This window comes from Dolichospermum sp. LEGE 00246 (assembly GCF_015207865.1).
GTDB lineage: Bacteria > Cyanobacteriota > Cyanobacteriia > Cyanobacteriales > Nostocaceae > Dolichospermum > Dolichospermum heterosporum.
In genome coordinates this window covers 21,431-28,345 of sequence record NZ_JADEWA010000016.1, presented here as the reverse complement: position 1 = coordinate 28,345, position 6,915 = coordinate 21,431, and the positions used below count along the sequence as shown (strand labels likewise).

Below are 6,915 nucleotides of genomic sequence, written 5' to 3'. Positions count from 1 at the left end.
AAATAACCCATTTAACCTCGTTTTACAGATTCATCAAAAATTTGCATTTGCTCTGGAGTCAAATCATTTAACATTCCTGAAACTAAATGTAAAGATAAAATACTTTTAATCCGTTTCGTTAATTCCCCCTGAGAGATATTATTAACATCAGGGACAGCAATAGGATCAAAATTACGATTAGTCACTTCAATCATTTTCTCTCTATCTAAGTTTTCTTGATAAAGAGGATTATTGTCAATTAAAGTTCTGACAATTTCGGGTAATTTTTGATAATTAGATTGATGATTAATAATTTGAGTCATAGTTAAACCTCCTCAAAATAAGTAATTGGACAAAAATATTTACAGTCATTGCGAGCGAAGAGAAGCAATCACAACCCTTGGAATTGCTTCATTTCACTTCGTTCCATATGGCTAACGCCACGCTGCGCTAACGCAATGACATTGTGTAATTAATTCTGTCTCACTACTTAATATCGTTGTTCGACAACTTGAAACCTATTATAGCAGCTACAATATCCCTGGAAAAGTAGTAATCAACAAAAAAAAACAGCCGCCCCCTTGCGGAAGCGGCCATTTATTTAAAGGTAGGAAAAGATTTTAGTAGTCGTAATCTCCGCCACCCATACCACCAGCACCAGCAGGAGCGCCGTCTTTAGGTTCAGGTTTGTCAACAATGATACATTCGGTTGTCAACACCATACCAGCGATAGAAGCAGCGTTTTGCAAAGCAGAACGAGTTACCTTAGCGGGGTCAACAATACCAGCTTCCAACATATCAACGAATTCGTTGGTAGAAGCATTGAAACCAATGTTGAAATCCTTCTCTTTCACTCTTTCCGCAATTACAGCGCCGTTTTGACCAGCGTTTTCGGCAATTCTCTTCAGAGGAGCAGGTAAAGCCCGAACAACGATTAAAGCACCAGTCAACTCTTCATCCTTGAGGTTGATGTGCGCCCAAGCTTCCAATACAGGAGCTAGGTGAGCTAAGGTTGTACCACCACCGGGAACAATACCTTCTTCTACAGCAGCCTTGGTAGCGTTAATAGCATCTTCCAAGCGCAGCTTCTTGTCCTTCATTTCGGTTTCGGTAGCTGCACCAACTTTAACAACAGCTACACCACCGGACAATTTAGCCAAACGCTCTTGCAGTTTTTCTTTGTCGTAAGAAGATTCGGTTTCTTCCATCTGACGACGGATTTGTTCGCAACGAGCCTTCACAGCAGCTTCATTACCTTCGGCAACAATTGTGGTGCTGTCTTTGGTAATGGTGATGCGACGAGCTTTACCTAAGCTTTCTAGTTTGGTTGTATCTAGTTTCAACCCAGCGTCTTCGGTGATCAGTTGACCACCAGTTAAGACGGAAATATCTTCTAGCATAGCCTTACGGCGATCGCCAAAACCAGGAGCTTTCACAGCAGCCACGTTAAGGACACCGCGTAAACGGTTAACTACCAAAGTTGCCAAAGCTTCTTTTTCAATGTCTTCAGCAATAATTACCAAAGGACGACCGGAACGAGCTACTTGTTCGAGGACAGGAACTAAATCTTGTACCAAAGCAATTTTCTTGTCAGTTAACAAGATATAAGGCTCATCGAAAACGGTTTCCATCCGTTCTGCATCGGTAGCGAAGTAAGGGGAAATATAACCCTTGTCAAAGCGCATACCTTCGGTGATTTCCAATTCGGTGGTCATAGACTTCCCTTCTTCTAGGGAAATTACGCCTTCTTTACCCACCTTGTCCATAGCTTGAGCAATCATGCTACCGACTTCTTCGTCGTTACCAGCAGAAATTGCCGCAACTTGGGCGATCGCCTTAGAATCTTCTACAGGGCGAGCGTGTTCAGCAATTTTTTCGACTAAAAACGCAGATGCTTTATCAATACCGCGTTTCAATAAAATTGCATTAGCACCAGCCGCAACGTTCCGCAAGCCTTCTTTAACAATAGCGTGAGCCAAAACGGTAGCTGTGGTTGTACCATCACCAGCAGCGTCATTGGTTTTGGAAGCAGCTTGACGAATTAGAGCTACACCAGTATTTTCGATGTGGTCTTCTAATTCAATTTCTTTAGCGATGGTGACACCATCATTCACGATTTGTGGAGCGCCGAATTTCTTCTCTAGAACCACGTTACGACCCTTTGGACCAAGGGTAACAGCTACAGCTTCAGCGAGAATATCAATACCACGCTCTAGAGCGCGACGGGCGTTTTCGTTGTAAATAATGCGCTTTGCCATAATAAGTCTAAATCCCGGTAGTAAATTAATTAAATTTTGCGAAGAATTGGTGAATGGTGAGCAGGTAATTAGGAAAACTCCTTACCCATCACCCAGTCCCAATTAGTTAACAATCGCTAAAATGTCTTTTTCAGAAAGGAGTACATATTCATCTGTACCCAGCTTGATATCAGTGCCAGCGTACTTGGAGTACAACACTTTATCGCCAACATTAATATCCATTGTTTGACGAGTACCGTCGTCATTGCGCTTGCCAGGACCAACAGCGGCGATTTCGCCTACTTGGGGTTTTTCCTGGGCATTATCGGGCAAATACAAACCGCCTGCGGTTTTTTCTTGGGGGGCGCTCACTTTGATGAAAACGCGATCGCCCAGGGGCTTAACGGTGGAAACGCTTAGAGATACAGCTGCCATACAAAATTTCTTGCTAAATTAGCACTCTCGACTCATGAGTGCTAATTTAGCTTTATCTATGCCCCAATAGCAATCATGGCTTGTGTACGGGTTTCCGAACTAAGATTAGGGTGGCGATACTTAAGTGCAAATATCCAATTATTTTAGTTGTCAGGGTTTGTTGCGTAAGTAATGAATATTTTGATATGGACAACTTTATTTGCAAACTTGGGAAATTGTTATAGAACTGTAATCAGGGATCTACTCAATGAGTAACATCACAATGATCCACAAACAGTCATCTCATCCCTAAAACTACTAGGGAACAGGGAACAGGGAACAGGGAACAGGGAACATTACCAATTACCCATTACCCATTACCTAAAACAGATAAATGCTCAATTCTGTTATAAATCGGCTAGTCTAGAACTTGGTAATGTTGTTAACAAGGACTGGGAGAGCGATCAACCCATCAGTTAACACATAGTTATTCCATAGGCATCTTCACAGCCCAAGTCAAAAACTTGCGTGTTTGTTGTTCTAGAACGATAATAGTAGTTTACCTAGATGGGGTCTGGTATCGCCAATTAAATCCAGAAGTCATTAGAGTAGGTCATCCAAGACCAGTAGATTGGCAACGAGTATGGTGAAGAAATCTATATTTTTAACCCATACTTGTCCAAAAGATTCCCCGGTTGATTTTGAACCTCTAAATAGAGGCTTCACATCCGAAGGATAAGTAAAGCAGCAGTATACCAATGAAAGCGCGGGCGAGTTTTGAGCTAGGGTCATCTTGAAAAATACTGACTTGTGATTATTCACAATGACAATAATTTTATCAGGGTTTTCAGCCTGCAACTTTCAAATGGATCTATAATAGCGCATTATAAAGACTACTGCTATACGTATCCTTACTAGACTTTTTCCATTCACTTGCAAGTCTGTTGAAAGTAACTAACACTTTTAAGACTTCGGGGAGTTAAAGTAAGTTAAGTGGGAAAAAAGACAACATCCGAAGTCATCCAACATACGGGATAACTATATCAATACCTTAATGGATCGAAGCGCAAGAAGTGCCACTGTTATGAAAGAACCCAGCATGAAAGACCACAAACGACTTCTACTTATTGATGATGACCCTAACCTCATCTTGCTGGTGAAGGATTACTTAGAGTTTCGGGGCTATGAAGTCATCACGGCTGCAAATGGCAGAGAAGCTCTGGATCTTCTAGAAACCGAAGTTCCAGATATGATCATCTGTGACGTGATGATGCCGGAAATGGACGGATACACTTTTGTCGAGGAAGTCCGCAAGACTGAACGAACTAGTTGGATTCCCGTTCTTTTCCTCTCAGCTAAAGGTCAAAGTGCAGACCGAGTTAAGGGGTTAAATAAAGGTGCTGACGTATATATGATCAAGCCCTTTGAACCTGAAGAACTCGTAGCACAAGTAGAATCCTCACTCAAGCAAACTGTGCGTTGGAAAGAACATCAAACCAAGGGCGGGGACAGCGGCTCTCGCATCCAAGTTCCTTTCGATGTCCAGTTAACCCCAACGGAACTAAAAGTAGTCCAGTTTGTCGCTAGGGGTTTAGCAAACCGCGAAATCGCTGAAGAATTAAATGTCAGTCAGCGAACTGTTGAAAGCCATGTGTCCAATATGTTGGGCAAAACCAATCTCCACAACCGTACTGAATTAGCACGTTGGGCGATTGAAAATCAAATGGCTTAAACAATTTTAGATTTTGGATTTTAGATTTTGGATGATTTATCTAAGGTCTAAAGTCCAAAATTTCTGATTGTGGATTGGGGAAAATTACGCTGGCTGCGGAAAATCTACATCTTCATAAAGTTGTCTCATTGTTTCCGCAAAGCTAATGCTGTGTAATTGAAATGAAGTTTCTTCTCCTACATAAGACTGTAATACCCAAAATCCATCTTGATTGCGGCGGAAACATTCAACTCTCGGTTTTTTTGTATTAATTAAAATATATTCTTGTAAAGTTTCTATAGTTTGATAATCAGCGAATTTGTCACCTCGATCAAATCTTTCGGTAGAATCAGATAAAACTTCGATTATTAAACAAGGAAATCTTTTATATCCTAGTGTTTCTTGATCACGGTTATCGCAAGTTACCATAATATCAGGATAAAAAAATCTATTTAAAGATTCAATTCTGGCTTTCATATCAGAAATATATACTCGACAACCAGAACCACGCACATGATTACGCAGTAGTGCAAACAAGTTTCCAGCAATGGTAATATGAGCGTCTAATGCGCCAGCCATTGCGTAAATATATCCATCAATATATTCATGCTTGACGGGGCTGTTTTCTTCTAATTCTAAATATTCTTCTGGAGTGATGTAGATTTGGGGAGAAGCAACCATATTTAAAACCTCACAAATTAAGATGTAGGCTTAACACTTGCTATAGCGGTTATTGGTTGGATGAAATACAATCGAGGGCGCAGTCCCTGCGCCCCTACAGGGTTTTCGATTTACTGACTGTATCTCATTCGAGTGCATACCGCCATATTGATACTAAGTTAGGCATCTACAATAAATTATAGAACTAAAAAATTAGTTTAATCAAATCAAGTTGCAAAATTAAATTGAAAGTGGTTTTACCAAAAAACTAATAGTTCTCGTTGCTGCCATAAAATTAGCATTCCACTGAACAAAACAAAGGAGATAACCAGTCGCCGGAATTGTTTTTCACTGATTTTTTGCAAAACTAAATGTCCCAACCAGTTTCCAGGTATAGCAGCCAAACCAAGGACAATTCCATAACCAATATATGGCAATTTGAAAGCACCCAAAAAACTATAGACAAAAATCTTGACAATATGAACAATCACTCGATTTGTTGCCTGAGTTGCTAGTAATTCTTCTTTTTGTAAGCCATAGTTAATATAAAGTGGAGCTAATACAGGACCCATACTCCCTATTAATCCAGAGAAAAAAGCATAGGCGAAACCTGCTGGTAAAAAGTACCAAGCTTTGACTGAAAAAGATTTTTCTTCATTTTTAAAAAAGTAACTAGTAGCTGAAAAAATCAGAAATATAGCAACTAAAATACTTAACCAATCTAATTTAAGTTTTGTTAGTGTAAAAGCTCCCAAAATTCCGCCAAAAATTGCTCCTGGTAACTCCCATTTAACAACATCCCAATTAATTTTTTGCCAATACACAAATACTCTTTCACTGTTTCCAAATAGCCCACTAATAGTAATTACGGGAGCAATAGCTACAGCCCCTAGAAATATACTTACAATGGGCATAAGGATTAATGCACTTCCACCACCTGCTAGTAAACTGACAAACCATCCTACAATTCCAGCTAATGCTAACCAAAATATTGTCATAAATATTGAATAATATGTTAAACCGAATAAATCAGGCGCTTGATTTTTACTCTACCCTATAAATGATTGATAACTCTCAGACAATACAGGGTTGGCATGGTCAACTTAACTTAGTTTATGCTCATCGCCGAGATTCCACTCAGTTAATTTATAACCACCATCAAGCCCCATTAAAGGTACAACGCCCCTTTTACCCGGAAGGACAAGAAATTTGTCATAGTGTGATTTTACACACTGCTGGGGGCATTGTGGGGGGCGATCGCCTATCCTCTCATATTCACCTCCAACCCTATACAAATGTCTTGATTACTACAGCCGCTGCTGCTAAAATATATCGTAGTAATGGCTTACAAGCAAGACAAACCGTAAATATCCAAGTTGATGCTCATGCTTGTTTAGAATATTTGCCCCAAGAAACAATTTTATTTAATGGAGCAATTTACCGCCAAGATTTGCGGGTAGAATTAGCTCCAGGTGCGAGTTATTTAGGCTGGGAAATTACGAGATTTGGTAGAAGTGCTAGGGGCGAAAAGTTTTTAGAGGGAGAGATGCGATCGCACACGGAAATCTGGCAAAATGATATTCCCTTATGGATTGATAGACAAATCGTTCCCGGTAACGAAAAAGTATTTCACAGTCCTCATGGTTTAAGAGAACATCCCGTTGTTGGTAGTTTTATTTGTGTTGGTTTTCCTCTATCTCCAGAAATCATCAACCAAGCACGTTCTTTAATTATTCAAAACTCTGATGCTGGGGTAACTCGCTTACAACATGGATTTTTGTGCCGATATCGTGGTAATTCTACATCTGAAGTCAGGAGTTGGTTTACAAATATTTGGCAAATGTTACGAGTATCTTGTCTAAATCGTGGTAATTGTATTCCTAGAGTCTGGCAAATTTAAACGAACCACAGAGA

General features: G+C 40.0%; 7 protein-coding genes. 2 read left to right on the top strand and 5 right to left on the bottom strand.

The annotated features are described in order from the left end of the window. Positions 1–11: 11 nt before the first annotated feature. The 3 genes from IQ228_RS02215 to groES all read right to left on the bottom strand — a co-directional run bounded on the left by IQ228_RS02215 (position 12) and on the right by groES (position 2,651). Positions 12–302, bottom strand: a complete 291-nt coding sequence (locus IQ228_RS02215) for a hypothetical protein (RefSeq protein WP_027403127.1) — start codon at positions 300–302, stop codon at positions 12–14. 297 nt (positions 303–599) lie between these two features. Then, positions 600–2,237: a chaperonin GroEL gene (gene groL / locus IQ228_RS02210; protein WP_027403126.1), complete on the bottom strand. Its 1,638-nt coding sequence runs from the start codon at positions 2,235–2,237 to the stop codon at positions 600–602. 102 nt (positions 2,238–2,339) lie between these two features. After that, positions 2,340–2,651, bottom strand: a complete 312-nt coding sequence (gene groES / locus IQ228_RS02205; protein WP_027403125.1) for a co-chaperone GroES — start codon at positions 2,649–2,651, stop codon at positions 2,340–2,342. 1,033 nt (positions 2,652–3,684) lie between these two features. On the opposite strand from groES, the gene IQ228_RS02200 reads away from it, so the two are divergent. Further along, positions 3,685–4,362 carry a response regulator transcription factor gene (locus tag IQ228_RS02200; RefSeq protein ID WP_027403124.1) on the top strand — a complete coding sequence of 226 codons (678 nt, stop codon included), beginning with the start codon at positions 3,685–3,687 and terminating at the stop codon, positions 4,360–4,362. 84 nt (positions 4,363–4,446) lie between these two features. On the opposite strand, the gene IQ228_RS02195 is transcribed toward IQ228_RS02200, so the two are convergent. Beyond that, positions 4,447–5,022 carry a Uma2 family endonuclease gene (locus IQ228_RS02195; protein ID WP_193962069.1) on the bottom strand — a complete coding sequence of 192 codons (576 nt, stop codon included), beginning with the start codon at positions 5,020–5,022 and terminating at the stop codon, positions 4,447–4,449. Between the two features lie 236 nt (positions 5,023–5,258). Further along, on the bottom strand, positions 5,259–5,999 hold the full coding sequence (locus IQ228_RS02190) for a sulfite exporter TauE/SafE family protein (RefSeq protein ID WP_027403122.1): 741 nt from the start codon (positions 5,997–5,999) through the stop codon (positions 5,259–5,261). Positions 6,000–6,061: 62 nt separating this feature from the next. Between IQ228_RS02190 and IQ228_RS02185 the strand changes: the two genes are divergently transcribed. Further along, positions 6,062–6,901 carry an urease accessory protein UreD gene (locus IQ228_RS02185; protein WP_027403121.1) on the top strand — a complete coding sequence of 280 codons (840 nt, stop codon included), beginning with the start codon at positions 6,062–6,064 and terminating at the stop codon, positions 6,899–6,901. The last annotated feature ends 14 nt before the right edge of the window (positions 6,902–6,915 follow it).

Excerpts from the sequence above, each read along its gene's own strand:
- groL (WP_027403126.1), bottom strand. The coding sequence starts at position 2,237 with ATGGCAAAGCGCATTATTTACAACGAAAACGCCCGTCGCGCTCTAGAG.
- IQ228_RS02215 (WP_027403127.1), bottom strand. The coding sequence starts at position 302 with ATGACTCAAATTATTAATCATCAATCTAATTATCAAAAATTACCCGAA.
- IQ228_RS02200 (WP_027403124.1), top strand. The coding sequence starts at position 3,685 with ATGGATCGAAGCGCAAGAAGTGCCACTGTTATGAAAGAACCCAGCATG.
- IQ228_RS02190 (WP_027403122.1), bottom strand. The coding sequence starts at position 5,999 with ATGACAATATTTTGGTTAGCATTAGCTGGAATTGTAGGATGGTTTGTC.
- groES (WP_027403125.1), bottom strand. The coding sequence starts at position 2,651 with ATGGCAGCTGTATCTCTAAGCGTTTCCACCGTTAAGCCCCTGGGCGAT.
- IQ228_RS02195 (WP_193962069.1), bottom strand. The coding sequence starts at position 5,022 with ATGGTTGCTTCTCCCCAAATCTACATCACTCCAGAAGAATATTTAGAA.
- IQ228_RS02185 (WP_027403121.1), top strand. The coding sequence starts at position 6,062 with ATGATTGATAACTCTCAGACAATACAGGGTTGGCATGGTCAACTTAAC.